Here is a 24,471-nt window from a genome sequence, read left to right as displayed (position 1 = left end):
TACCAGCAGTCGCCGTTTTTTTTGCCCGGTCGACTCAGAGCTCTTTCGGACCTGCGACAGGTTTTGCGCTCGATTGCCTTTGCGCCCGCCAAGTCGCCGGCGGCATCCCGAACTGACTGATAAACCAGCGGGTAAACGAGCTCGCCATCGAGTAGCCGAGCATGTCGGCAATGCGGCTGAGCGAGTAGTTCGGGTTGTCCAGGTAACGCAGCACCAGGTCACGGCGCACGTCGTTGATCACGTCGTTGAAGGCGCAGCCATCGTCCTTGAGGCGGCGTTGCAGGGTGCGTACGTTCATGCCCTGGCTCTGGGCAACCTGCTCGATGGTGGCGCGCCCCATGGGCAGCAGCAGGTAGATGGCCTTGCGCACCTCGAACAGCATCGAGGCACCTTCGTGGTTCTGCAGCGAGTCGAGGTAGCTCTGGGCGTAGCGGGCCATGGCCGGGTCGGCGTTGGGGTTGGTGGTGTCGAGGCTGATGTCGGGGCAGACGATGCCGTTGAACTCGCTGCCGAACTCCAGGTTGCAGCCGAACAGCCGGCGATGCAGGTGCAGGTTCTCCGGCGGCTGGTGCATGAAGTTGACGCTGTAGGGGTGCCAGTGCGAGCCGAGCAGGGCCGAGCACAGCCGGAACATCACGCCGATGGCCAGCTCCGTGGCCTGACGGCTGGGCATCGGCGTTTCGGTGACCACCTCTTCGCGAATGATCACCATCTTGCCGGCCTCTTCAATGAAGATGGCCAGCGAATCGTTCATCAGGTGCCGGTAATTGACCACGACCTGCAAGGCATCGCGCAGGGTGCGCTGGTGGCTGAGTAGCAGGCTGACCACGCCGAAGTCCGAGAGCTGGCGCGACTCGGCCATGCTCAGGCCGAAGGTCTGGCAACCGCTGGCGGCGGCGGAATCTTCCAGCAGGCGCACCGCGGCATCGATGGGGATGCGGGTTTCAGGCGCTTGCAATTGGGCTCTGCTCAGGCCCACGCCTGCCATGACATCCCGCGGGTTGAAACCCAGGTACTGGGTGACCTCCAGGTAGTTGGTCAAGACGGCGGCGCGGACAAGCTTGGGCATGCGAAGGTCTTCCCTGGGCCGATGGCGATTGGCGTGAGCGTGGCGACTATATCCAGCGTATCAACAGTTGAACAGTTGTCATGTCGTTGATGGTTTTCATGCTGGCCGGTCACGCACACTCTGTGTTGGTTGATGCAATCGTCCCTCATCCGTTGATTACAGTGACCTTGCGCCAACCTGCGGGTTTTTTCGACCAGCGGTCGCACTGTCCTGCTGTCCGACAATTTGTCATCAAAAGAAAAGTGCCTGACGTCCAATGTAAAGCGCTTCGGGTGGTCGCTCTTTAATGTCGACACTACAAAAAGCCCCTGGCGAAAACAGCCAGTCGAGTTATCGAGAAAGCGAAGGTGTTGACCGTGGACAAACTGCAAACTGCCGCCACCATTCTGATCGTTCCGGGTCTGCGTGAGCATGTGGCCGAACATTGGCAAACGTTGCTTGCAGCCAGGCTGGGCAAGGTGCGCAGTGTCCCGCCGTTGGAGACCGACAAGCTCGATTGCATGGCCCGTGTGCGGGCGATTCAGCACGAGCTCGAACAAATCGACTACCCCGTGATTCTGGTCGCCCACAGCGCCGGCGTGCTGATGGTCGCGCACTGGGCGGCGCATTACAGCCGTCCGATCAAGGGCGCCTTGCTGGCCGCGCCACCGGACCTCGATGCGGTCTGGCCGGCAAACTATCCATCTTCCGAAACCCTGCGTAGCCAGGGCTGGAATCCTCTGCCCCAAGGCCCGCTGCCATTTCGCAGCATCGTGGCCGGCAGCACCAACGATCACCTCGCCAGCCTTCCAGCGGTCACCCGCATGGCAGAAGGCTGGGGCGCCGAATTGCTCAATCTGGGCGATGTCGGCCATCTCAATCCGGCCGCAGGATTTGGCCATTGGCAGCAAGCCGAGGCACTGATTCTGGAGCTGGACCGCTAGTACAAGGAGCTGGACTGGCAGTACGCCGACCGGCATTTGCCCTCATACCTTAAACGCAATCCCAAAGCGGATTGCGCGGGGGCGGCTGCGCTTAAAACAAATACAAAAAGGCGGAGACAACGCAATGCACAACAATAAGAGTCACGGCTTCACCGCAGCACGCTATACCTTGCTGGCTTCTGCCATTCTGGCCGTCATCGCGCCTGCTGCCCATGGGGTCGAGATCGATCTGGGCAATCCGGACTGGACCGCGCGCCTGGATAACACCGTCAAGTACAACTACGGCGTGCGCACCGAAAGTGCAGACAAGCGCATGCTGGGAACGCCGAACAACAACGACGGCGACTACAACTTCCGCAAGGCCGGTACCAACATCACCAACCGTATCGACCTGTTGACCGAAATGGATGTGGTCTACAAGAACGCCATGGGCTTTCGCGTCAGCGCCGCCAGCTGGTACGACAAGGCCTATGACAACACCGGCTCCAACTCCAACCCATTCGTCAACGGCAATGGATCGACGTCGGGCCTGATCGCCAACGACCCGCGCCTGGCCGCGGTCACCCATGACAACGTCGGCAATGGCAGCCCGCACCTGAGCAACTATGCCCAGCGCTACTACAGCGGACCTTCGGGCGAAATCCTCGATGCCTTCGTGTTCTACAGCACCGAAGTGGGCGAGGAGTCGATGTTCAGCGCCAAGGCCGGCCAGCACAACGTGTTCTGGGGCGAGACCATTCTCAACCCGGTGCACTCGGTCAGCTACGGCCAGTCCGGCCTCGACCTGGCCAAGCTTGCCGCGTCGCCGGGTACCGAAGCCAAGGAACTGTTCGTCCCGCGCAACCAGTTGTCGATGACGTTCACCGTCAATCCGGAGTTGACCGTGGGTGCCCAGTACTTCCTCGATTGGGACGCCGCGCGTCTGCCCGAAGCCGGTACTTACTACGGTGGTTCCGATTTGATCGGCTACGGTGCGCAGTCGTTCCTGCTCGGCAACACCAACGCCAAGGTGCCTGGCAGTCCGCTGGGTTGTGGCCTGGCGCCGTGCAACGCGTTGACCAACGTGCGTCGCGGACATGACCTGACACCGGGCAGCAGCGGCGACTGGGGCATCATGGCCAAGTGGTCGCCGGCCTGGCTGGATGGCACCCTCGGCGTCTACTACCGCGAGACTTCGGAAATCCTGCCGCAAGCCTGGCTGGATGCCAGGGGCATTACCTCGGCCAACCCCAACGGCACCCGGCCGGCAGGGCAAGTGCCTGCGGTGGTCAACACCCTCAACTCGCTGGACACCGCGACGTATCAACTGGCCTATGCCGACAACATCAAGATCTTTGGCCTGAGCCTGTCCAAGGACGTGGGCGGGATCAGCGTCGGTTCGGACCTGAACATCCGTCACAACATGCCGCTGGCCAGTATTCCGGCGATCGTCAGCACCACCAGCCCGTTGGGCCTGGGCAAGGGCCTCGGCCTGTTGCCGGCGCGTACCGATGCCACGGGCGTGATCTACGACACCCCGAGCCGCGGCGACAGCATGAGCGCCACCGGCGACACCTTGCACTGGACGCTCAACGGCCTGGTGACCCTGCCGAAAACCCCGGTGTTCGATCAGGCAACTGTGCTTGCCGAGCTGTACTACAGCAACCTGCTCAAGCTCGATAGCAAGAACGAGGCGCTCTACAAAGGCAAGGACACCTATCGCGGCATCGATGCGCCGACCCGGGACAACTGGGGCATCGCGGTCAACTTCACACCGACCTGGTACCAGGTGTTCCCCGGTGTCGACCTCAACGCGCCGATGTCGGTCAACGTCGGTATCGCCGGCGTGTCGCCGGTCTCCGGTGGCGGTGCCAAGGACACCGGCAACTATGCCGTGGGCGTCGGTGCCGTTGTTTACAACAAATACTTTGTCGACCTGAAGTACGTGGACTCCTTCGGCAAAACCGAAAAGTGCAACGTCAGCGGTGTAAGTACCGGCCCGAACGGCGGTGACGGCTCCACTCCCAACGCCTTTAGCGGCAACGAAAACTACGCCTGTTTCGCCGGAGGCTACTCGTCCTTCTCCGGAGGTGGTGCCACGACTGAGGACCGTGGCGCGGTGTACCTGACGATGAAAACAACCTTTTGATGCACCACTGATTTGCTCAATGCAAGCAGGAGAATAACAAGATGAAATTCGCACAAACCGTGTTGGCCGCTTCGCTGGCCATGGTCCTTGCCGCCCAGACACAGGCCGCTGTTTCAACCCAGGAAGCTGCCAAACTGGGCACCAGCCTGACCCTGGTGGGCGCTGAAAAAGCCGGGAACGCCGATGGTTCCATCCCTGCCTACAACGGTGGCCTGACTACGCCGCCGGCCAGTTTCAAATCCGGTGACAGCATGCGCCCGGATCCGTTTGCCAGCGAGAAACCGTTGCTGGTGATCGACGGCAAGAACGTCGATCAGTACAAGGGCCTGCTCAGCGCAACCACCGCTGAACTGGCCAAGCGCTTCCCGACCTTCCATGTCGATGTTTACCCGACTCACCGTACCGTTTCGCTGCCCCAGGCCGTTCTGGACAACGGCGTGAAGAACGCCATCGGTGCCAAGTCCCTGGAAGGTGGCCTGGCCATCGACAACGTCCTGCCGGGCGTGCCGTTCCCGATTCCGCAGTCGGGCAACGAAGCGATGTGGAACTTCCTGTTGCGCTACCAAGGCGTCAGCATCAGCTCCAAGTACGATTCCTGGAACGTCGACTCCGCCGGCGTGCCGAGCCTGGCCACCACCGGGCAAGCGAACATCTCTTACCCGATCTATGAAAACCTGTCGCAGCCGATCAGCAGCGCCGACGTGTACTACCAGATGAAGCTGGCGTACACCGGCCCTGCGCGCCGGGCCGGCGAAGCGGTGATGCTCAAGGACGCCGCCAACCCGTTGCAGCAGCCACGTCGCGCCTGGCAATACCTGCCGGGCCAGCGTCGGGTGAAACTGGCGCCGAACCTGGCGTACGACACGCCAAACCCTGGCACCGCCGGTGCGGGCACCTACGATGACGTGTTCGTGTTCAACGGTGCGCTGGACCGCTACGACTGGAAGCTGGTGGGCAAGCAGGAAATGATCGTGCCCTACAACACCTACAAGCTGACCTACGTCCAGGATCCAAAGTCGCTGACCACCGCCAACCACCTGGCACCGGACTTCGTGCGCTGGGAAAAACACCGTGTCTGGGTCGTCGAAGGCAACCTCAAGGCCGGTGCCCGTCACATCTACGCCAAGCGCCGCTTCTACCTCGACGAAGACAGCTGGACCGCTCTGGCCTCGGATCAATATGACGCCCGTGGCCAGCTCTATCGCGGCTCCTTCGCCTTCCTGAGCCAGAGCTACGACAAGCAGGTGCCGGACTCCACGCCTTTCATGATCTACGACCTGGTGGGTGGTTCGTACAACATCAACGGCGTAGTCGGTCCGTATGGCGGCATCAAGTACATCGAGCCGCTCTCCAAGGCGCAGTGGTCGTCGGAATCCCTGGCCGGCGCCGGTATTCGCTAAGCCAACCGCATTGTAGGAGCGAGCTTGCTCGCGATGGACGTTAACGATTACGCGTGTTTTCTGGATGCCCGCGTCGCCCTCAGGTCCATCGCGAGCGAGCTCGCTCCTACAACGGCATTGCCTGCACGGTCCACGGCTCGCGAGGCGGTGGCGCCGGGCGGACGCCAGGTTTGAACGTCAGGCACACGGATGTGTGTCCCGGCGCGGTTTTCCGAAGAGGACGCAGTATGTGTTCGTATAAAAATAATATGTTGCAGCTGGCGTTTGGCGTTGTGCTCTGCCTGTCGCAGGGCATCACCCACGCGGCCGAATACGTCGATGTGCTGGACCTGCCCGCCAGGGTCAGCGCCTTGGCGATCAACAGCCCGTTGTCCGGCATGGCCCGCGCCGGTGGGCGCGTGATCGCCGTCGGCCAGCGTGGCCATATTCTGCTTTCCGATGACGCCGGCCGGCATTGGCAGCAGGCCGCCGTGCCGGTCAGCGCCGATCTGACCGCGGTGAATTTTCCGACCACCACCCAAGGCTGGGCGGTGGGTAATGACGGCGTGGTGCTGCACAGCAGCGACGCCGGTGCGACCTGGCAAAAGCAGCTCGACGGTCGCCAGATCGGCGCCTTGCTGGTCAAGCATTACACGGCGCTTGCCAGCGCCGAACCGGGCAATGAGCAATGGCCCCAGTTGGCTATGGAAGGCCAACGACTAGCCGAACAGGGCGCGGACAAACCGCTACTCGACGTCTGGTTCGCCAACGAAAAACTGGGGTACGTGGTGGGTGTGTTCAACCTGATTTTGCGCACCGAGGACGGTGGCCAGACCTGGGCCCCGTTCCAGGATCGCACCGACAACCCGCAGGGCTTTCACCTCAACGCCATCGCCTCCACCGGCGACGGTTTGTACATCGCCGGCGAGCAGGGCCTGTTGCTCAAATGGGATGACAACAGCCAACGCTTCGCTGCCGTGCCGACGCCGTATCAAGGCAGCTTCTTCGGCGTGCTCGGCAAGCCCGGCGATGTGCTGGTCTACGGCCTGCGCGGCAACGTGCTGCGCAGCACCGACGGCGGCCAGAGCTGGACCGCGCTGGACACCGGCCTGCACGTCAGCATCACCGCGGGCCTGATCGATGCCCGTGGCAATTATCGCTTGTTCACCCAGGGCGGGCAGATGCTGGTCAGCCAGGGGACGGGCGCGCAGTTGCATCTGGTGCAACAGCCAGCACCGACGCCGGTTGCCGGCGCCACCCAGTCCGCCGATGGCGCCTTGGTGCTGGCCGGCAGCCGTGGTACCCGCACGCTATCCGCCGACCCAGCCCTAGAACCCTAAGAGCGAGAACCCAGACATGGGCAATATCAAACAAGACGCCATGCCGGTGATCCGCGATGTGCGTGATTTCGATCGTCGCTCCGGCAACCTGCTGGAACGGCTGGTGTTCAACTATCGCCCGCTGTTCATGCTGCTGATGGCGCTGGCCACGGTGGTGCTGGGCTACATGGCGGTGACGCGCCTGGAGCTGCGCCCCAGCTTCGAAAAGATGATTCCGCAGAGCCAGCCGTACATCCAGAACTTCCTGGAAAACCGCCAGTCGCTGCGCGGGTTGGGCAACTCGGTACGGGTGGTGGTCGAGAACACCAAGGGCGATATCTTCGACCCCGGTTACCTGGACGTGCTCAAGCAGGTCAACGACCAGTTGTTCCTCACCGAAGGCGTCGACCGCGCCTGGATGAAGTCGCTGTGGAGCCCGGCGGTGCGCTGGACCGAAGTCACCGAGGACGGTTTCCAGGGTGGACCGGTGATGCCCGATACCTATTCGGGGCAGCCTGAACAAATCGAGCAATTGCGTCAGAACATCTCCCGCGCTGGCGTCGTCGGCAGCCTGGTGGCCAGTGATTTCAAATCGAGCATGCTGGTCGTGCCATTGCTGGACAAAGCCGCGGCCGGCGGACAGCGCATCAATTACCACGCGTTCTCGCAGATGCTCGAAGAGCAGTTGCGCGACAAGATCGAATACGCCGGCGACAGCGCTGCGCGTAAATCCGGGGTAGAAGGCACCGGTCAGTACAAGGTGCGGGTGATCGGCTTCGCCAAATTGATGGGCGACCTGATCGACGGCCTGATTCAGGTGATGATGTTCTTCGGTCTGGCGGTCGTCACTTCGCTGGTGATCATCTACGCCTACACCCGTTGCGTGCGCAGCACCCTGCTGGTGGTCGGCTGCTCGCTGATCGCGGTGGTCTGGCAACTGGGCATCGTCGCCTGGCTGGGTTACGCCATTGATCCGTACTCGGTGCTGGTGCCGTTCCTGATCTTCGCCATCGGCGTGTCCCACGCCGCGCAGAAGATGAACGGCATCATGCAGGACATCGCCCGTGGCACCCACAAGCTGATCGCCGCGCGCTACACCTTCCGCCGTCTGTTCATTGCCGGCGTCACCGCGTTGCTGGCCGATGCCGTGGGCTTTGCGGTGCTGATGCTGATCGATATCCCGGTGATCCAGGATCTGGCGATCACCGCCAGCATCGGCGTCGCGGTGCTGATCTTCACCTCGCTGCTGCTGATGCCGGTGGCGCTGTCCTATGTCGGCGTCGGTGCCAAGGCCGCCGAGCGTGCGCTGAAGATCGACACCCGTGCAGAAAAGCACAAAGGCTTCGGCAAGCTCTGGGATCTGCTCGATCGCTTCACCACCGCCAAGTGGGCCACGGGCGCGGTGCTGGTCGCGGTGTTGATGGGTGTCGGCGGTTACGTGGTCAGCCTCAACCTGAAGATCGGCGACCTCGAAAGCGGCGCACCGGAGCTGCGCGCCGACTCGCGCTACAACCGCGACAATGCCTACATCACCCAGCATTACGCACTGTCCAGCGACCTGTTCGCGGTGATGATCAAGACCGCGCCGGAAGGCTGCCTGAACTACAAGACTCTGGTGCTCGCCGATCGCCTGGCGTGGGAGCTGCAACAGCACCCGGGCGTGCAGGCCACGGCTTCGCTGGTCAACGCGGTGCGCCAGATCACCGCCGGCACCTACGAAGGCAACCCCAAGCTCAACAGCATCCAGCGCAACCAGGACGTGCTGAACTACGCCGCGCAGCAAGCCTCGGTGAACTCGCCGGAGCTGTTCAACACCGAGTGCTCGCTGATGCCGGTGATCGCCTTCCTCAAGGATCACAAGGCTGAAACCCTGGACGCTGTGGTGGCGATTGCCGACAAGTTCGCCAGGGAAAACAGCAGCGACGATCGCCAGTTCCTGCTTGCCGCCGGCAGTGCCGGGATCGAGGCGGCGACCAACATCGTCGTGCGCGAAGCCAACCACACCATGCTGCTGTACGTGTATGCGGCGGTGACGCTGTTCTGCCTGATCACCTTTCGCAGCTGGCGCGCCACGCTGGTGGCGCTGTTGCCGCTGGTGCTGACGTCGATTCTCTGCGAAGCCTTGATGGTGGCCATGGGCATCGGCGTGAAGGTCGCGACCCTGCCGGTGATCGCGCTCGGCGTGGGCATCGGCGTGGACTACGCCTTGTATCTGCTCAGCGTACAACTGCACTTCCAGCGCCAGGGCCTGCCGCTGTCCCAGGCCTACCGCAACGCCGTGTCGTTTACCGGCCGGGTGGTCGGGCTGGTGGGCATCACCCTCGCGGCCGGCGTGGTGTGCTGGGTCTGGTCGCCGATCAAGTTCCAGGCCGACATGGGCATCCTGCTGACCTTCATGTTCCTGTGGAACATGCTCGGTGCGCTGATCCTGATTCCGGCCCTGTCCTGGTTCCTGCTGCGCGAACGGGCACCGCAGCCCGGTTCCGTGGCGGCCGTCGAAAACCCTGAATCCACTGAACGTCCCGGCATGCCTCTTGCCGTGACCACTTCCGAGTAAACCAAGATGTCTGATTACAAAGCTCCCCTGCGCGACATGCGCTTCGTACTCAACGAGGTTTTCCAGGTGTCCCGGCTGTGGGCCAAATTGCCTGGCCTGGCCGATGTGATCGATGAAGAAACCGCCGTCGCCATCCTCGAAGAGGCCGGCAAGATCAGCGGCGAAGTGATCGCGCCCTTGAACCGCGCCACCGACGAACAGGGCTGCACCTGGAGCAATGGCTCGGTCACCGCGCCGGACGGCTTTGCCCAGGCCTATCAAGCCTTCGCCGAGGGCGGTTGGGTCGGGGTTGGCGGTGATCCGCAGTACGGTGGCATGGGCATGCCCAAGGCCATTTCCGCGCAGGTCGAAGAGATGGTCAACTCGGCCAGCCTGTCGTTCGGCCTGTACCCGATGCTGACCGCCGGCGCGTGCCTGTCGATCAAGGCTCACGCCAGCGAAGAACTCAAGCAACGCTATCTGCCGAACATGTACGCCGGCACCTGGACCGGTTCGATGTGCCTGACCGAAGCCCACGCCGGCACCGACCTGGGCCTGATTCGCACCCGCGCCGAGCCACAGGCCGACGGTAGCTATAAGGTCACTGGCAGCAAGATTTTCATCACCGGCGGCGACCACGACCTGACCGAGAACATCATCCATCTGGTACTGGCGCGCCTGCCGGATGCACCGGCCGGCCCCAAAGGCATCTCGCTGTTCCTGGTACCCAAGGTGCTGGTCAACGCCGACGGTTCGCTGGGTGAAAACAATGCGCTGTCTTGCGGCTCCATCGAACACAAGATGGGCATCAAGGCCTCCGCCACCTGCGTGATGAACTTCGATGGCGCCACCGGCTGGATCGTCGACGCACCGAACAAAGGCCTGGCGGCGATGTTCACCATGATGAACTACGAGCGACTGGGCGTGGGCATCCAGGGTCTGGCGCAGGGTGAGCGTTCGTACCAGAACGCCGTCGCCTACGCCCGCGACCGTCTGCAAAGCCGTGCGCCGACCGGTGCGCAATTCAAGGACAAGGCCGCCGACCCGATCATCGTGCATCCGGACGTGCGCCGCATGTTGTTGACCATGAAAGCCTTGAACGAAGGTGGCCGTGCGTTCTCCAGCTACGTCGCGTTGCAACTGGACACGGCCAAGTACAGCGAAGACGAAGTCACTCGCAATCGCGCGCAAGAATTGGTGGCACTGCTGACCCCGGTGGCCAAGGCATTCCTTACCGACATGGGTCTGGAAACCACCTTGCACGGTCAGATGATCTTCGGCGGCCACGGCTACATCCGCGAGTGGGGCCAGGAGCAACTGGTGCGCGACGTGCGCATCACCCAGATCTACGAAGGCACCAACGGCATCCAGTCCCTGGACCTGGCCGGGCGCAAGATCGTCGGTAGCGGCGGGGCGCTCTACCGCCTGTTCGCTTCGGAGATCCGCAACTTTACTGCCAATGCCTGCGCTGACCTTGGCGAGTTCACCAAACCATTGAACGCCGCCGTGGACACCCTCGACGAACTCACCGCGTGGCTGCTGGACCGCGCCCAGAACAACCCGAATGAAATCGGCGCGGCCTCGGTCGAGTACCTGCACGTGTTTGGCTACACCGCGTATGCCTACATGTGGGCGCGCATGGCCAAGGCCGTCCTGAGTTCGGACGTCGAGGATGATTTCCATACCAGCAAACTGGCCACCGCGCGTTTCTACTTTGCCCGGTTGCTGCCACGTATCCACTCGTTGAGCGCATCGGCCAAGGCTGGCAGCGAGTGCCTCTATGAGTTGCAGGCTGATCAGTTCTGATCGAAAGGACAAGGAACCTTAATCATGATGGCGACAAAAATAATCCCGCCCGCCGACGGCGCTTATGCCTATCCCTTGCTGATCAAGCAATTGCTGCTGTCCGGCGTGCGCTACCAGCCGGGCCGGGAAATCGTTTACGCCGACAAGCTGCGCTACAGCTACCAGACACTCAACCAGCGCATCCGCCGCCTGGCCAATGCGCTGACCGCAGCCGGGGTCAAGGCCGGTGACACGGTGGCCCTGCTCGACTGGGACAGCCACCGTTACCTGGAATGCTTCTTCGCCGTGCCGATGATCGGCGCGGTGCTGCACACGGTGAACATTCGGCTGTCGCCGGAGCAGGTGCTGTTCACCATGAACCACGCCGAGGATGACCTGGTGCTGGTGCATGATGACTTCCTGCCGCTGGTCGAACAAATCCACGGGCGACTGGAAACCGTTAAAGGCTACCTGCAACTCACCGACGACGAGGCGACCACGACCTCGCTGCCGGTGCTGGGCGAATACGAGCATCTGCTGTCCCTGGCTCCGGACCAGTATGACTTCCCCGACTTCGACGAGAACTCGGTTGCCACGCTGTTCTACACCACCGGCACCACTGGCGATCCGAAAGGCGTGTACTTCAGCCATCGCCAACTGGTCCTGCACACCCTGAACGCCGTCGGCACCTTGGGCGCCTATCAGGGCCAGCCGCTGCTGCGTTCCGATGATGTGTACATGCCCATCACGCCGATGTTCCACGTGCATGCGTGGGGCGTGCCGTATGTCGCGACCCTGATGGGCATCAAGCAGGTGTATCCGGGCCGCTACGAACCGAACAGCCTGGTCCGGCTCTACCGCGAAGAGAAGGTGACCTTCTCCCACTGCGTGCCGACCATCCTGCAGATGATCCTCAACTGCGAGGAAGGCAAGGCGACCCGTTTCGACGGCTGGAAAATGCTCCTCGGCGGCAGCGCGCTGACCCTCGGCATCGCCAGCGAAGCCAGTGGCAAAGGCATGGTGGTGCACGCCGGCTACGGCATGTCCGAAACCTGCCCGTTGCTGTGCCTGACTTACCTGCGCGACGAAGACTTGCAGCTATCCGCCGAAGCCCAACTGCCGATCCGCATCAAGACCGGCACGCCGGTGCCGATGGTCGACCTGAAGATCATCGACGCCGACGGCAATGACGTGGCCCACGACGGCGAGTCCCTGGGGGAGATCGTGGTGCGCGCGCCGTGGCTGACCCAGGGCTACCTGAAAGCCCCGGACAAAGGCGCGGAGCTGTGGCACAACGGCTGGCTGCACACCGGTGACATGGCCTCGATCGACAAGCTCGGCGGCGTGGAAATCAAGGACCGCATCAAGGACGTGATCAAGACCGGTGGCGAGTGGATCAGCTCCCTGGAACTGGAAAGCCTGATCAGCGAACACCCGGGCGTCATGTCCGTCGCCGTGGTGGGTATCGTCGATGAGCAATGGGGCGAACGGCCCATGGCGATGGTCGTCAGCGAGCCGGGGCACTTCCTCGACCGCAAGATTCTGGAGACTCACCTGCAAGCCTTCGTCGACGGCGGCCGCATCAACAAATGGGCGATCCCCAAGCAGTTCAAGTTCGTCGCCGAAATCCCCAAGACCAGCGTCGGCAAGATCAACAAGAAACTGATTCGCGAAAGCGAAGCCAACTGACCACTACATCCGGGGGCGCGGCATCGTCGAGGGATTGAGTTGCTGCGAAGGAATCAGCCTGCTACTGCCCTCGGTGGCAGGCGGACGTTGCGCGGCGTTTGCGCCCTCATCTATTGCATAATCGTGGCAAGACGAACCGCTGATTGCCATGACCACGGCGACCGGATGGGGAGTGCGGCGGTGTGGGTTCACTTTCCTGCTGCCGAAAAAAAGGTCTCGCCAAGCGAGACCTTTCTTGATTCGGGGACAGGAGAAAAACGTTAAATAAATGATGGTCACACAAGGCTAGCCGAACACCACCACTGACTGCCGGCTGAGTGCCAACAGTTTTCCATCGGGTGTATGCAGGGTGGTCGAACAGGCACTGTAACCTTCAAGCGCATAATCGGTTGAGGCGTGCATGACGCACCAGGCATTGGCTGGCAGATTGATCAGCGGTTGTGGGAACTCCACGCTCCAGGTCAGCGAGCTGCCCTGAGCCAAGGCACGGTGCTGGGAGAATACCGCTGGCGGCCAGGCATCAAGCATCGCCAGTAGCTGTGTTTCACTCAACGTTGCGTCGAGGGGGGCGTCCTTCAATCGTATCCACCCTCCCGTCGACCGTGATGACGCGCCGGTAAACGGCATTCCGCCGTAGCCCCAGCGGATGTCGAAATGCTGTAAGTAGCGCGGTGCCACATCAGGCAGCAAGGGCAAGGGCTCGCACGACTCCAGGGCTGGCACCCCTGGCATTGGCTCAGCCGACAACGTCAACGCAGAAGACCTGGCGGAACCAAAGCAAGTCTGCACGGAGGTGACGGTCTGTTCCGACTGCACGACCCGGCAATGCAGTTGAGTCACTGCACTGCCTTCGCGAAGCACTTCGGTTTCGAAGAACAGCGGTTTGTCTACCGCTACGGGGCCGATGAATGTCAACGAAAGTGACCGTAGCGAACGATCCCGAGGAACGAACTGGCGCATTGCTTCGTGCGCAAGCGCCACGACGACACCACCGAAAGCAGCGCGACCTTGGCTCCAACTCGCGGGAATCATCAGAGGACGATGGGGTAGACGACTTGCGTCGATTAGCGCTGAGAAGTTCATGATTCGCTCACTGTCAGTCTTTGGGGATCCAATGGTAAGTTGCCCGGCACTTGTTCGCGACTGACATAATAGATAGTTGTGTATGTAAGACGATCAAGAAAAGTTGTCGGAAGCCTGTGAATTAGCTAGTTGTCGTTGCAGTAGCTATTGGTGATTTAACACAATTGATAGTTATCATTAATGCTAAATGGCCAAATAATATTAGCTCTGAATAGGAGGTAATAATGGCTATCGCAATTGGTTCCCGTATCGAACTTGATAACGAGCGACTTGAACAAATGCACAGGCTGCGTGCCGAAGTTTTCAAGGAGCGTAAACGTTGGGATGTTTCGATCATCGCCGGCATGGAAATCGATGGTTATGATGCGCTGAACCCCTATTATCTGATCCTGGAGGATGAGCCTGGCTCTGAACGTTTGTTCGGATGTTGGCGAATCTTGCCGACCACTGGTCCCTATATGCTCAAGGACACTTTTCCGGCGTTGCTGTACGGTGCCGAAGCCCCTCATTCAGAGCGTATATGGGAATTGAGCCGTTTCGCTATCTTGCCGCGGGAAAAGTCCCCTCAATGTCTGTCGCTTGATTCAATTCTGGCAATCAAGGCCTTGATTCATTTTGCCATTGAACGGGGCGTCGATCAGTTTGTAACTGTGACCACACTTGGTGTGGAAAAACTGCTCAGGCGAAAGGGGCTCGATATCAGCCGTTTTGGCCCGGCCATGCGCATTGGTGTCGAGAATGCTATTGCGCTGCGTATAGAACTTAATGACACCACTCGTGCATCTCTGGCCATGTGAACAAAACAACGGTGGGCACTCGAAAAAGGTTAGCGAATTGATAGTTTTACGGTGAAAGTCCGTGTCTGGACCATGATCGACTATCAGTTCTGATAGTCGATTTGCTCACAGGTTGACCTGCCGCAGGTGCCTCTATCAAATGTTCTATTTGGTTTCAGCCTCCACGACCACCGGTTCAATGGACGGAAGATTCACTGCTTGCCAAATATCGAAACAGAGGAATCAACGCGATGACAAAACGAATTGTAATTACTGGAATGGGGGCGGTGTCCCCGTTGGGTGTTGGCGTTGAACACAGCTGGAAGCGTCTGTTAGAGGGCAAGTCTGGCGTGCGCAAGATCGAGCGAATAGGCGATCTGCCGGTTGAAATTGCGGGCACTGTCCCGGACATCGGTGCCGACCCTGAAGCCGGTTTCGATGCCGGCGTCTTCGTGAATCCCAAAGAAGCCCGACGCATGGATCGTTTCATCATTTTTGCCCTGGCCGCCGCCAGCGAGGCGATCCGGCAATCAGGCTGGGCTCCGTCAACGGATGAAGAAAAGGCACGCACAGCAACCGTCATTGCTTCGGGCATTGGGGGGTTGAACTACATTCGTGATGCAGTGAATTCGATCAACGAAAGTGGCGTGCGCCGTGTTTCGCCTTTTACCGTCCCCGGTTTTCTGGTGAACATGGCATCCGGTCAGGTTTCGATCAAATACGGTTTCAGAGGGCCGCTGGGAGCACCTGCAACGGCCTGCGCCGCCGGCGTGCAAGCAATTGGCGATGCAGTGCGAATGATCCAGAACGATGAAGCTGATATTGCCATTTGTGGTGGCAGCGAGGCGTGCATCAATGAGGTCAGCATTGGTGGGTTCGTCGCGGCCAAGGCAATGGCGACCAGCTTCAACGATCGCCCGGAAGAGGCCTCCCGTCCTTTCGATGCGGATCGTGACGGCTTCATTATTGCGGAGGGCGCCGGGTTGATGGTCATCGAAACCCTGGAACATGCTTTGGCTCGCGGTGCCAAACCTATCGCCGAGATTGTCGGTTATGGCACCAGCGCTGACGCCTATCACGTTACGGCGTCTCCTGAGGACGGCGCGGGCGCTCAGCGATGCATGCGGGCCGCCTTGAAGAAAGCAGGTGTTGAACCGGGCGCAGTGAAGTACATCAACGCGCATTCCACTTCGACGATGGTCGGTGACAAAGGCGAACTGGCGGCAGTCAAGGCAGTGTTTGGCCCGAAGAACGTCGCAGTGTCTTCTACCAAGTCATCTACCGGACATCTACTGGGTGCGGCAGGAGGCCTGGCAAGCATTTTTACGGCCATGTCGCTGGTTAACCAAGTGGTGCCATTCAACCTCAACTGCCACCGACCTGATGAAGACGCGCGGGATGTCGACCTGGTGCTTGGTGAACCGCGCGCCATAGAGATGGATTACGCACTGTGCAACGGCTTCGGCTTTGGTGGGGTCAACGCCAGTTTACTGCTTAAGGCGTGGCGCGACTGACACCTGCCACATCGTTCGTGTTTACCTTCGGTCCTGTCGCTTGAGCGACAGGCAGGGTGGCATCGAACTGTTCTGACTGTCATTGCCGGGTTCGCTCGGCAGTGGCCTGCTGAGACAGCGTAGAACTGCGATCCGTCGCCTGGCTTGTTCAAGCCGCTTTCCGTCATGCCTGCCCGGCCTTCCTCCAGAAAGCAGGGGCTCCCGGCCTCGGCATCCAATGGTTTGCTCCACAGATTCAGCGAACACATTGTTCAGCCTGGATCAGCACCCATCCGCGTTATTACATCCCCGATCAACTCATGCACCTGAACACTCACTGAGCTCATTCGTCGAATCAGGTATGACAACGGCGACCCGCTTGTTATGCGTGGGTGCGACAGTGACTACTGCGGGCCATTTCTATTTGTTGTGCTTGATTAAATAATTCAAGCGATGGTGTGGTGTTGTTGTTCTGCGTTATTGGTGTTTTATCGACTAGTAGTTGTGCTAGTCGGTGCTCGTTGTCAGGTGTTTCTGGGTGTTTTTTGTAAGGGCGAACTTGCCGTGCTGTCATTGTATGTGATTGATTAGTGTGCGTGTTTTTTGTGAGCGCTTCGGTTGTCACTGTTCTTTGAGATAGTCAGTTGTTGATGTGCTTGACCAGAAAAAATTCAACTGTAAACATTAGTTGGATACATGAGGAGTGAAGTAAAAAAATGAAATACGATCCGCAAGAAGATAATTGCCCTCTGCCACACTCGCCGTTCAGAAGTTGTGTCGTGCCCCGTCCAATCGCCTGGATATCCAGTGTCGATGAAAGTGGCAATGAAAACCTGGCTCCTTTCAGCCAGTGCGGCATTCTTACATTTGATCCGCCTATGGTCATGTTTGCGGCTAACCATTATCCGACAGGTCAACGAAAGGATTCGGCCGTTAATGCTGAAAAGACCGGTTGGTTTGTCTGGAATATGGCAACCGAGGCGCTCAAGGAAGCGGTAAATATCTCCGCAATGATTGTTCCTTCCAATCAAAGTGAGTTCGAACTGGCAGGCCTCGAGAAAGTAAAGGCCGATCTTTCCGATGTGCCGATGGTGAAAGACAGTCCGTGCCACCTTGAGTGCCGTTATGTTTCAACAACGGTAGTAAAGGGTAAAAGTGAGCTGGGAACAGTGGACCTGATCATCGGTGAGGTGATTCGTGTACATATTAATGATGACTACATAAAGCCGGATGGCTGTGTCGATATCCAGAAGGTTCGGCCCATTGGTCGAATGGGATATCTCGATTATTCAGTGATCGATAATACTTTTTCCATGGAAGTGCCGATGACTGATGAAATTCGCGCGATCATGAGTGAAATCATGGCCGGCAGTGCCAATAAACCTCAATCAGTAGGAGTGGAATAATGAACATAAGTACCGTGGTTAATAATGTGATTGGCGAACTGACTGATTTTGATGTCGCGACCATCACCGACGAAACCCTGATCAGCGATATCCATTTGGTCAGTCTTGATTACGTAAGTATTCAGGTTGCCCTGAAGAAAGAGCTGGGCATCGCCATCGATGTCAACAAGTTGCCTGAGGCGAAGCTCAGCACGATGGGTGATTTTTACTCCTTCTGCCGAAGCGAGCAGGCCCGGTCCAGTACGCCGGCATAACCATGCAATCACAGCTAAGGAGAGGCGTGCAGTGCAAACCAAGAAACGGGTAGTCGTCACGGGGTTCGGTTCCGTCTGTGCTTTGGGGCGGAACACGGAAGAGATCTGGGGGGCGATAAAAGACTATCAAATGGGTTACGCCCTGCATCCGATGCAAGATCAGTCGGTTACAGCCAGGTTTTTCGGAAAAATCGATTTTCCGATAGAGCTCAAAGCGGTGCCCAAGCGCATAGCCAAGAATCTTCCCCGCTTTGCGCGGATTGGTATGTCCGCATCGGAGCAGGCATTGTGCATGGCCTTTGGCGATGACCCGGTCGCCGAGATGGACAAGCATTATTCACCCTTCGACCGTGGCGTCGTGCTGGGGACAGGGTGGGGGGGCGTCGACTCGACCATTGATAACAACGACATGTATGTCGAGTCGGGTCTCGCTTCACCGCTCAGTACCATTTTTTCCATGCATAGCGTATGGACCGGGTCGGCTTCGATGGCCTGGAACCTCAGGGGTTACCAGAACACGTTGGTCGCGGCCTGCGCCACGGGAAACATTGCCATCGGTGATGCCTGCGAAGTTATCCGCAGTGGTCGGGCCAAATGCATGCTTGCGGGCGGCAGTGAGAGCATCACCGGAGCCTACAACGTATGGTCGGTGGACATCCTCGGTGCCTTGAGCAAGGAGCAGGAGAATCCAGCGAAGGCTTGCTGTCCATTCAGTCAGGACCGTAGCGGCTTTGTGTTGTCGGAAGGCAGCGCCGTACTGGTTCTGGAAGACCTGGATGAGGCGCTCAAGCGAGGCGCTACGATCTATGCCGAGATCAGCGGCTACGCCAACTATTCGGATGCCTACGACATCACTGCCCCGGCCGAGGACTTGTTGGGGCGAGCGATGTCGATGGAAAAGGCTATCGAAGATGCCGGTCTCAATACGTGGGATATCGACTACATCAATGCGCACGGGACCTCGACTCAGCTCAATGATCTGAACGAGACCAATACCATCAAGAAGGTTTTTGGTGAACATGCCCATGCGATGCCGATTTCCAGTACGAAGTCCTATACCGGCCATCTCATCGCCGCGGCGGGCGCCATTGAAACAGTCTTTTGTATCAAGACCATCCAGACCGGTATGGCGCCGGCAACTATCAATCTGGAGCGTTCCGATCCACTTTGCGATCTTGACTACATCCCTAACGAGCATCGGTACCTGGGGGTTGTCGACAACGTACTGAACATCAACTACGGATTCGGCGGGGCAAATAGTTGCCTGGTAATCAGAAGGTATTCGTGAAATGCGTCGAAACTTTAATCATGAAGACCTGGAGAGATGGGCACAGTTTTCCGGTGATCGGAACCCGGTGCATTTTGATGCGGACTTCGCGATAAAAAATGGCCATTCCGGGCGCATTGTCCATGGAATGCTGGCCATGTTGCCGCTAAAAAATCAACTAGCGCTGGAAGCTTCCATTTGTGCCCAGGCCTGCGAGATAAAACTGCATCTCAAACACGCGGTGCCGATTGACCAGTTTGTCGAGTACACACTCAGTCCGGTTCAGAACATTAAAGTGAGTTCTAACGGAAAGTCTCTGTATATGGGCAGTGTGAAGGCGCGGGCTGCACCGCAAGTTGCAGCCCTGGCAGCAGCGGACGAGCGCCGCCCGATACTGGAACGATTCAGCGCCGAAGAGCTGGACGAGAAGTACGAGTTGTTGTCGACGCTTGTTGGTTCACCGGTACATACGAGTGTGTACTGGGACGCGATCCTGTTTTCCATTTACATCGAAGACAACCGAAAGACAGCCTTGGCCAGTGATGTTCAGCGCTTTCTCGCCAGGGAAGGCATTTCCCAGGCGCGGCCTTACGTCGTTTATCAGATATCCCATGCGCTGACACTGATGGGCAGTGATTGGTCCCGGCTTCCGGGCGAGGGCTATGACTCAACTTATTACAGCGTAAAAGGTAAGGATCTGGTCAGGGTCAACGATTCTATTTTTGCCTCTGTCGTCTTTACCTTGTACACCCAGGATCGGCCTGTATTGGCGGTAGAAATGGGGTTGATAGCCAATTTGCTGGAGGAGCCGGCATGAAACGCAAATGGATTTTCGTGACGGGTGGCTCTCGGGGTATTGGCGCGCAAATCGTGCACTCGGCCAGCCGTGAGTTCGATGTCGTGTTCACCTATAAATCCAGCGTGGACGAGGCGCGGTTGCTGGCTGAGCAGTTGAACAGTGAGCCTGGCAGGCAGGTGGAAGCTGTTCACTGCGACGTGTCAGACGTAAGTCAGGTCAATGATGTTGCACAGTCGCTCATTCAGCGTTTTGGCCCACCTTATGCGGTCATCAACAATGCGGGTGTTGCCGAGGATCGACTTTTTTCCAATCTGGATGAACCGGTCCTTAACGCGATCTTCAGTCAAAACGTCTTTTCTGCATTTTCGGTTTCCCGGGCTTTTATTGGGTCGATGATGGGGGAGTCGGATACATGCATTATCAACATCAGTTCGGTATCAGGAGTTAAGGGCAATATCGGCCAGACAGCGTATTCAGCCAGTAAGGCTGCGTTGATTGGAATGACCCGCTCGCTGGCGCTTGAAATGGCTCGATTCAACATGCGCGTCAACAGTATCGCGCCAGGCTATATCGAGACCGACATGACCAGGCACTTGAAAGAGCATGGATCAGGGTTGAAAAAAAGCATCCCGCTACGTCGTCTCGGAAGTACCTCCGAGGTGGCATCACTGGTGGATTACCTGATGAGCGAGGGCGCGGCCTATATAACCGGTCAGACGCTCGTGGTCGACGGCGGCCTGAGTTGCTGAACGTCGTTATCATCATCCAGGCGATAACTGGGTCGCTCTCTGCCGGGTGACTCATTTCAAGGAGAACATTGCATGTCCGGGATCAGTACTATCGTTAACTTTGGCTGCCTGTCCGATGAACAAAGGTGGGATGCACAGCGCTATGACTGGAACTGGCTGACGGAACTGGATGAGCATGATCGGGATATTGTGAACTTGCTCGACTGTTTGTCTGATGGAGAGTTTTCCGGCCAGGCATCAGCGGTGCAGTTTCATGACTTGCTGCTCACTGAAGTCCGTGAAGGCTACCCAAAAGACCTTGCCAATGACTGGGGGCAGATTCTTGCGTATGTCAACATCATTGCCTACGAGGAAATGCGTCATGGCATCGCGCTAGCGACGGCTTATCACTATGTTTCAACAGGTGAGCTGGGGTATGTGGACAAACTGTCAGTCCGCGAATATTCAGAAAAATACATCTGGTGCTACGAAGATAGAAAGTATTGGGATCTTTACAGTTATACCTTCGCCCATTTGTTCGGTGAGGTGGTCAACACTGAGTTGTACCGGGATGTACGCAGTCAAGTGCACCATCCGGCTCTTCAGGCGCTGATAACCAATATCATGAAAGACGAGGCACGGCACACTCAGGCGTGGGCTGCGGTGATCGAGGAAATGGTCAAATCCGACCCCGCTCATCTTGAGCGTTCGCTAGCGGTGATTGATGTCGGTTTGACGTACCACAATGCAATGGTCCATGAAACCTACTTTGAAGGGCAAAACAAACTGATGCAGTTGTTCCTGCCGGCCAAGCGCGGAGAGGGCGCTGTCGATCGTATCGTGCGCAAGAAAACACAGTTGATGGAGCAGATTTTCGGTTCCCGAAACCCTTATACCCAGGAACAGATGCGTGCCCAGCATGTTTCTTTCCTGGTTAAAGGGTTGGGGCAGACCCGAGCGGTTCATTCGCCGGAAAGCGAAGACGGGATTCTGTTTCTTCAGAACTGACAGTGTCAGGGGCGCTCTACCGAAGGCGAGCGCCGTTTTGCGACAGGCAGCCAGGACGCCGCATGAAAATTAGAAGAATTCCGTTTGATATCAAACAGGCGATGAAAATCGGTGCGGATTTCGATTTTCGCTGGGCTTATGACGATCAGACTTCACTAGTGGGACTGGGGTATTCCTTTTACCTGGAATACATTGAATATTTTTGTAACTTCGTCAGCAAACATTCGCGGGGATTGATTGCCGATGAGGGGTTGTTGGACCTTGAACATACGTTTCTGGTCCAGGAGATGCACCATGCCAAGGCGCATAAACACCTGAATTCGTTTCTGTGTCCGGGCAGTGTGTACAAAGATCAATTACACCCCAGGGTGTATCCCTATCTTCATGAATTTCATGTGAAGAACTATGAGCCCATACTGCAAAGCGTTTCCAGGGGCGAGCGGGAAGGTATAAGGGACGCTTTGCTGAAAATTGCCGTGTTTGAAAGCAAGAATTGTATTTCCAGTTTCATTTTTTTTGAGCAACTGTTTTCCGGAAAGAATTTTGCCCGGACTTGCAATATTTCAGCGAATTTGGGTGTGCTCTATTTGTTGGGCTATCATTTCACCGAAGAAATAGAACACTGCGATGTTGCCGTTGATGTTTATCAACATATTTTTCAGGAGTCGGTCTGGAATGCTGAGAGAGTCCAGTCGGAAGTCGTGGACGCCAATCACTCAGAGCACGAAGCCCTCGCCGCAGCACAATACTGTGCAAAGCGTCTTGGCATAGATACGGATGCACGGCGTTTATCCAGTTCTCCGTTCATGTCGTATACCAAGGCGCGGCAGATTGAACTGATTGGCGCTGATTTTGATTTGAATAGCCAGCAGATTCTTGATCAGCGTCATTATTATGTGCGGCAATGGGACGAAGTGTGGGAACCCGCGCTCAGGGAACGACTGCTTGCAGAGATTGAAAACCGGACGTCCCACCTGTGAACAGTGCTGGTGTGTTCCCGGTTTTGATTCCATACACCTGTTCAGTCGTTGCCTGTTGATCGCAGCCTGCGGTTTAAAATTCCAACACGCCGGTTTGCAAGGCTTTGACAATCGCCATTCTCCTGGAGCCGACATTGAATTTCGTTCTGACTTTTGAAAAGTGATAATTGATGTTGGCTTCTGAACAACTGAGAATGCGGGCGATCTCCCAAGTGGTCTTGCCGAAAGCGCTCCATTTGAGTACTTCCAGCTCTCGATTTGTGAGCGCAACGGGCTCTTCGGCTACTTCGTTGCCGATCAGCTTCAGGAGCGTATCAAGAGCGTAATCGCGAATAAGGGTCAGGCTGGGAAGCGTTCGCGCCAAATGGTATTTGAGTTGACGCTCCGGGATCGCTTCGAGTCGGGCGCTCAGTATTCCCACTTGGCCGCCGGCGCCGTGTACCGGCAAGCTCACGCCTTGCATCAGGCCGTGATTTTTTGCTTCTTCCCTGAAATTCAGTTGTTGTGCAGAGGTGTAAATATCGTCGAACCACACGATGGGCACCGTTGAGGTAAGACAGTGGGCAACGACGGGATCTATCCGGGCATAGTCTTCAGTGTCGTATTTCTTGCGCCACGCAGCGGGATAGTCACTGAGAATGATGGCTTGATTATTATCGGTACTGCTGTTCGGTTTGAAAGCAAACAACACACCATCACAACCCAGTGCCGTAGTATTTGACTTGAGGGCTTCGAACCAATCGCTTTTGCGCGACAAACCCGACATGGTGAGAAGTTCATCCAGTGAAATCATGATCCATTCCTTTGCTGATCTAGTCGTTCTGAACAACAGCCGCGGTATTCGAAATCCAGGTAGTCGGGATCCGGTCGCGAGCTATTTAATGTTCAATGACGTGAGTCTGGCAATGTCATCGCCAGCGGGTTTCCTTTCCTCGCATAGTAACCAGGGGGGCGTTGCGCGTTGATCCCGGGATCAGCCGACACCGCGGTGCACCAGGATTCTACAGTGTGGAGCGGACTCGATACGCCAATAAATGAAAATTATTTTATTGGGTCAAGCATCGTGATGTGAAAGCAAAACGCTGATGTCGGTAGTACTGCAAAGTTGAGACGATAGTTCCAGTTTGGTGAGGCGATTCTATAAATAATTAGTGTCGCTACTGCAAACATCTCCTGTGGGCGAATGTTTGCAGGGGCTGTTGGTATTTATAACTGGCATTTTGCATCGGCATGGGCATTTTTAACATTTTCGTTTGTGACGGGTGGATTGATGAAGTTCACGATCCTGGGTAGTCGCTGTCCTTCACGGACAGTGCGTTGTTGGTCACCCCCCGACGTTGGCCAACAGTTTCCATTGTTTGTGCCACACTAACGGGTTGTTGAAACGCCGCGCATGCCAATGCCGGCCACGCAAATCTCCAGGAAGCCCGTGCCATGAGCCTCGCCCGTGCATCAAACGTCCGCCACGAGTTCTACAAAGCCGTCTGGTTCTATTTCAAAGTGGTGTGGCCGATCTTCTCGATACTGCTGTTAGTGATCGTAGCGTTCGGCCTGATCATCGCCCAACTGGAAGGGTGGAGCCCGGATGACGGTATCTACTTCGCCTTCGTCACGGGCCTGACCATCGGCTACGGCGAACTCGTGCCCAAACTCGGCGTCTCGCGAGTGCTGGCTGTGCTGCTGGGTTTCAACGGCGTACTGCTGACCGCGACATTCGCGGCCATCAGTGTCCGGGCAATTGAAGTGACCGTGACGGCGTCACGCAAAGATATGTAGGAGCGAGCTTGCTCGCGATGGTCGTCAACGATAACGCGCGAATCCAGGATAAGCGCGGTGTTCTTGAGTCCAT

At 57.7% G+C, this 24,471-nt stretch carries 20 protein-coding genes; 17 read left to right on the top strand and 3 right to left on the bottom strand.

Annotated elements, in window-relative coordinates:
* Positions 1–34 precede the first annotated feature (34 nt).
* Positions 35–1,069, bottom strand: a complete 1,035-nt coding sequence (locus ACCD00_RS00320) for an AraC family transcriptional regulator (RefSeq protein ID WP_413420918.1) — start codon at positions 1,067–1,069, stop codon at positions 35–37.
* 356 nt (positions 1,070–1,425) lie between these two features.
* Between ACCD00_RS00320 and ACCD00_RS00315 the strand changes: the two genes are divergently transcribed.
* From ACCD00_RS00315 to ACCD00_RS00285, 7 genes are all read left to right on the top strand, one after another.
* Positions 1,426–1,992 (top strand): RBBP9/YdeN family alpha/beta hydrolase, encoded by a 567-nt coding sequence (locus tag ACCD00_RS00315; RefSeq protein ID WP_413420916.1) that lies wholly within the window; start codon positions 1,426–1,428, stop codon positions 1,990–1,992.
* A 124-nt stretch (positions 1,993–2,116) separates the two neighbouring features.
* Positions 2,117–4,120 (top strand): DUF1302 domain-containing protein, encoded by a 2,004-nt coding sequence (locus tag ACCD00_RS00310; protein WP_413420914.1) that lies wholly within the window; start codon positions 2,117–2,119, stop codon positions 4,118–4,120.
* A 41-nt stretch (positions 4,121–4,161) separates the two neighbouring features.
* Positions 4,162–5,520, top strand: a complete 1,359-nt coding sequence (locus tag ACCD00_RS00305; protein ID WP_413420913.1) for a DUF1329 domain-containing protein — start codon at positions 4,162–4,164, stop codon at positions 5,518–5,520.
* 227 nt (positions 5,521–5,747) lie between these two features.
* Positions 5,748–6,839, top strand: coding sequence for a WD40/YVTN/BNR-like repeat-containing protein (locus tag ACCD00_RS00300; protein ID WP_413420911.1), 1,092 nt, complete (start codon positions 5,748–5,750; stop codon positions 6,837–6,839).
* Between the two features lie 16 nt (positions 6,840–6,855).
* On the top strand, positions 6,856–9,375 hold the full coding sequence (locus tag ACCD00_RS00295) for an efflux RND transporter permease subunit (protein WP_413420909.1): 2,520 nt from the start codon (positions 6,856–6,858) through the stop codon (positions 9,373–9,375).
* Between the two features lie 6 nt (positions 9,376–9,381).
* Positions 9,382–11,160, top strand: coding sequence for an acyl-CoA dehydrogenase C-terminal domain-containing protein (locus ACCD00_RS00290; protein WP_413420907.1), 1,779 nt, complete (start codon positions 9,382–9,384; stop codon positions 11,158–11,160).
* 24 nt (positions 11,161–11,184) lie between these two features.
* Complete coding sequence (locus tag ACCD00_RS00285; protein ID WP_413420905.1) at positions 11,185–12,828, top strand: fatty acid--CoA ligase; 1,644 nt, start codon at positions 11,185–11,187, stop codon at positions 12,826–12,828.
* Between the two features lie 285 nt (positions 12,829–13,113).
* Here the strand turns inward: ACCD00_RS00285 and ACCD00_RS00280 are convergent, their stop codons facing one another.
* Entirely contained in the window at positions 13,114–13,860 is a 747-nt protein-coding gene (locus ACCD00_RS00280; RefSeq protein ID WP_413420903.1) for an acyl-CoA thioesterase, read from the bottom strand.
* Between the two features lie 275 nt (positions 13,861–14,135).
* Here ACCD00_RS00280 and ACCD00_RS00275 point away from each other — a divergent pair, with 275 nt between their 5' ends.
* The 9 genes from ACCD00_RS00275 to ACCD00_RS00235 all read left to right on the top strand — a co-directional run bounded on the left by ACCD00_RS00275 (position 14,136) and on the right by ACCD00_RS00235 (position 22,622).
* Positions 14,136–14,708, top strand: coding sequence for an acyl-homoserine-lactone synthase (locus tag ACCD00_RS00275; protein WP_413420901.1), 573 nt, complete (start codon positions 14,136–14,138; stop codon positions 14,706–14,708).
* 230 nt (positions 14,709–14,938) lie between these two features.
* Complete coding sequence (fabF, locus tag ACCD00_RS00270; protein WP_413420899.1) at positions 14,939–16,201, top strand: beta-ketoacyl-ACP synthase II; 1,263 nt, start codon at positions 14,939–14,941, stop codon at positions 16,199–16,201.
* Between the two features lie 695 nt (positions 16,202–16,896).
* Positions 16,897–17,586: a flavin reductase family protein gene (locus tag ACCD00_RS00265; protein ID WP_413420897.1), complete on the top strand. Its 690-nt coding sequence runs from the start codon at positions 16,897–16,899 to the stop codon at positions 17,584–17,586.
* Entirely contained in the window at positions 17,586–17,840 is a 255-nt protein-coding gene (locus ACCD00_RS00260) for a hypothetical protein (RefSeq protein ID WP_413420895.1), read from the top strand. Before ACCD00_RS00265 ends, ACCD00_RS00260 begins: the two co-directional genes overlap by 1 nt.
* 31 nt (positions 17,841–17,871) lie before the next feature.
* Positions 17,872–19,128, top strand: coding sequence for a beta-ketoacyl-[acyl-carrier-protein] synthase family protein (locus ACCD00_RS00255; protein WP_413420893.1), 1,257 nt, complete (start codon positions 17,872–17,874; stop codon positions 19,126–19,128).
* Position 19,129: 1 nt separating this feature from the next.
* A complete protein-coding gene (locus tag ACCD00_RS00250; protein WP_413420891.1) occupies positions 19,130–19,924 on the top strand; it encodes a MaoC/PaaZ C-terminal domain-containing protein in 795 nt (264 codons plus the stop codon).
* Positions 19,921–20,655 carry an SDR family NAD(P)-dependent oxidoreductase gene (locus tag ACCD00_RS00245; RefSeq protein WP_413420889.1) on the top strand — a complete coding sequence of 245 codons (735 nt, stop codon included), beginning with the start codon at positions 19,921–19,923 and terminating at the stop codon, positions 20,653–20,655. Before ACCD00_RS00250 ends, ACCD00_RS00245 begins: the two co-directional genes overlap by 4 nt.
* Positions 20,656–20,727: 72 nt before the next feature.
* Positions 20,728–21,642 (top strand): hypothetical protein, encoded by a 915-nt coding sequence (locus ACCD00_RS00240; protein WP_413420887.1) that lies wholly within the window; start codon positions 20,728–20,730, stop codon positions 21,640–21,642.
* 62 nt (positions 21,643–21,704) lie between these two features.
* Positions 21,705–22,622 carry a metal-dependent hydrolase gene (locus ACCD00_RS00235; RefSeq protein ID WP_413420885.1) on the top strand — a complete coding sequence of 306 codons (918 nt, stop codon included), beginning with the start codon at positions 21,705–21,707 and terminating at the stop codon, positions 22,620–22,622.
* Positions 22,623–22,695: 73 nt separating this feature from the next.
* On the opposite strand, the gene ACCD00_RS00230 is transcribed toward ACCD00_RS00235, so the two are convergent.
* Positions 22,696–23,415 (bottom strand): helix-turn-helix transcriptional regulator, encoded by a 720-nt coding sequence (locus ACCD00_RS00230; RefSeq protein ID WP_413420883.1) that lies wholly within the window; start codon positions 23,413–23,415, stop codon positions 22,696–22,698.
* Positions 23,416–24,056: 641 nt separating this feature from the next.
* On the opposite strand from ACCD00_RS00230, the gene ACCD00_RS00225 reads away from it, so the two are divergent.
* Positions 24,057–24,398 (top strand): potassium channel family protein, encoded by a 342-nt coding sequence (locus tag ACCD00_RS00225; RefSeq protein WP_413420881.1) that lies wholly within the window; start codon positions 24,057–24,059, stop codon positions 24,396–24,398.
* Positions 24,399–24,471: the final 73 nt, after the last annotated feature.

Origin of the sequence: Pseudomonas sp. Pseusp3 (genome assembly GCF_047304225.1) — a bacterium.
Taxonomy (GTDB): domain Bacteria; phylum Pseudomonadota; class Gammaproteobacteria; order Pseudomonadales; family Pseudomonadaceae; genus Aquipseudomonas; species Aquipseudomonas fluorescens_CD.
The sequence above is the reverse complement of the archived record's forward strand: the minus strand, read 5'-3'. Positions and strand labels throughout refer to the sequence as shown.

Excerpts from the sequence above, each read along its gene's own strand:
- ACCD00_RS00260 (WP_413420895.1), top strand. The coding sequence starts at position 17,586 with ATGAACATAAGTACCGTGGTTAATAATGTGATTGGCGAACTGACTGAT.
- ACCD00_RS00290 (WP_413420907.1), top strand. The coding sequence starts at position 9,382 with ATGTCTGATTACAAAGCTCCCCTGCGCGACATGCGCTTCGTACTCAAC.
- ACCD00_RS00235 (WP_413420885.1), top strand. The coding sequence starts at position 21,705 with ATGAAAATTAGAAGAATTCCGTTTGATATCAAACAGGCGATGAAAATC.
- ACCD00_RS00305 (WP_413420913.1), top strand. The coding sequence starts at position 4,162 with ATGAAATTCGCACAAACCGTGTTGGCCGCTTCGCTGGCCATGGTCCTT.
- fabF (WP_413420899.1), top strand. The coding sequence starts at position 14,939 with ATGACAAAACGAATTGTAATTACTGGAATGGGGGCGGTGTCCCCGTTG.
- ACCD00_RS00225 (WP_413420881.1), top strand. The coding sequence starts at position 24,057 with ATGAGCCTCGCCCGTGCATCAAACGTCCGCCACGAGTTCTACAAAGCC.
- ACCD00_RS00320 (WP_413420918.1), bottom strand. The coding sequence starts at position 1,069 with ATGCCCAAGCTTGTCCGCGCCGCCGTCTTGACCAACTACCTGGAGGTC.
- ACCD00_RS00310 (WP_413420914.1), top strand. The coding sequence starts at position 2,117 with ATGCACAACAATAAGAGTCACGGCTTCACCGCAGCACGCTATACCTTG.
- ACCD00_RS00280 (WP_413420903.1), bottom strand. The coding sequence starts at position 13,860 with ATGATTCCCGCGAGTTGGAGCCAAGGTCGCGCTGCTTTCGGTGGTGTC.
- ACCD00_RS00265 (WP_413420897.1), top strand. The coding sequence starts at position 16,897 with ATGAAATACGATCCGCAAGAAGATAATTGCCCTCTGCCACACTCGCCG.
- ACCD00_RS00230 (WP_413420883.1), bottom strand. The coding sequence starts at position 23,415 with ATGATTTCACTGGATGAACTTCTCACCATGTCGGGTTTGTCGCGCAAA.
- ACCD00_RS00275 (WP_413420901.1), top strand. The coding sequence starts at position 14,136 with ATGGCTATCGCAATTGGTTCCCGTATCGAACTTGATAACGAGCGACTT.
- ACCD00_RS00240 (WP_413420887.1), top strand. The coding sequence starts at position 20,728 with ATGTCCGGGATCAGTACTATCGTTAACTTTGGCTGCCTGTCCGATGAA.
- ACCD00_RS00285 (WP_413420905.1), top strand. The coding sequence starts at position 11,185 with ATGATGGCGACAAAAATAATCCCGCCCGCCGACGGCGCTTATGCCTAT.
- ACCD00_RS00245 (WP_413420889.1), top strand. The coding sequence starts at position 19,921 with ATGAAACGCAAATGGATTTTCGTGACGGGTGGCTCTCGGGGTATTGGC.
- ACCD00_RS00295 (WP_413420909.1), top strand. The coding sequence starts at position 6,856 with ATGGGCAATATCAAACAAGACGCCATGCCGGTGATCCGCGATGTGCGT.
- ACCD00_RS00250 (WP_413420891.1), top strand. The coding sequence starts at position 19,130 with ATGCGTCGAAACTTTAATCATGAAGACCTGGAGAGATGGGCACAGTTT.
- ACCD00_RS00300 (WP_413420911.1), top strand. The coding sequence starts at position 5,748 with ATGTGTTCGTATAAAAATAATATGTTGCAGCTGGCGTTTGGCGTTGTG.